The organism is Pseudoalteromonas sp. Ps84H-4 (genome assembly GCF_024124645.1).
GTDB lineage: Bacteria > Pseudomonadota > Gammaproteobacteria > Enterobacterales > Alteromonadaceae > Pseudoalteromonas > Pseudoalteromonas lipolytica_C.
The window spans coordinates 1-1,351 of the sequence record NZ_JAMXSK010000073.1 but is presented as its reverse complement, the minus strand read 5'-3'; the positions used below and the strand labels follow the sequence as shown (position 1 = coordinate 1,351).

Below are 1,351 nucleotides of genomic sequence, written 5' to 3'. Positions count from 1 at the left end.
TATCTTTATGGTTACCTCAACCGTATTCAATCATCCCGCCGATTAGAAACCGAATGCCAACGCAATATTGAACTGATGTGGCTACTTGGTAAGTTGGCACCCGACTTTAAAACGATTGCTGATTTTAGAAAAGACAACGGAGATGGTATAAAAAATGTGTGCAAAACGTTTGTTGAAGTCTGCCGTCGTCTGAATATGTTTGAGAAACCAGTTGTTGCCATCGATGGTAGTAAGTTTAAAGCTAGCAACAACAAAGGCAATAATTTTACGCCAAGCAAAGTTAAATTCCACATCGACCGAGTCGAAAAGAATATTGAACGTTACCTTGAATTACTTGATGAAGCCGATAAAGAGCAAGCTAACGTCACAAAAATTAAAGCCACAAAAGATAGGCTAGCTGACTTTCGCAGCCAGTTAAAAAAACTACACGAGATTAAAGAACAAGTTGAAGCTCATCCTGACAAGCAAATATCCACTACTGATCCTGATTCACGTTTAATGAAAACTCAAGGTTTTACAAGAGTTGTGAGTTATAACGTGCAAAGTGCGGTTGATACCAAGCACCACCTTATAGTGGCGCATGAGGTGACCAACGTGCCAGATAGAGGCCAGCTTGCGTCAATGACAAAACTCGCACAAAAAGCATTGCGCAAGGAAGATATAAGGGTATTAGCAGATAAAGGTTACTTCAGTCAGCCCGATATAAAAGATACTATCGATTTGGGTGCAGAGCCAATCATGCCCAAGACGGATACATCGTCCTCTGAAAAGAAAGGGATATTTAACCGCTCACTCTTCAAATACGATGCAAATAAAGATATTTACTTATGCCCCGCTGGTAATGAACTTCAAAATCGAATGCAGGTATTTGAGCAAGGTAAATACCTTGATGTTTACTTCAATCACATTGCTTGTCGAGATTGTAAAATAAGAAGTCAGTGCACTAACTCTAAAAAAGACCCTAGGCGAATAAGGCGGTGGGTGCATGAGATTCTGACAGAAGAAATGCTTCAAAAGCTAAAGAATGAACCTGAATTGATGCTTCATCGCAAGCAAACTGTTGAGCACCCCTTTGGCACAATTAAACTCTGGATGGGAGCTACCCACTTACTAACACGAGGTTTAAAAAGCGTGGGGACAGAAATAAGTCTTCATGTCCTAGCTTACAACTTCAGAAGAATGATAACAATTATGGGAGTTAACGGCCTAAGTAAAGCAATTAGAGTAGCGTTGCCATAGCAGTTTCGCTCGCGCGGAGAAAATTGCGATACTGAGAAAAAATCGATCGCAACCATCTTAAATGGTTTCAAACTAAGAACATACCCAAGACAATTTATTAAAAATTAGTTTT

1 protein-coding gene is annotated in these 1,351 nt (G+C 39.8%); it reads left to right on the top strand.

All coding sequences use genetic code 11. The features are described 5' to 3' along the window. The coding region (locus NH454_RS22230) for an IS1182 family transposase (protein WP_253040212.1) at nucleotides 1–1,239 on the top strand (1,239 nt) is incomplete at its 5' end. Between the last annotated feature and the right edge of the window lie 112 nt (nucleotides 1,240–1,351).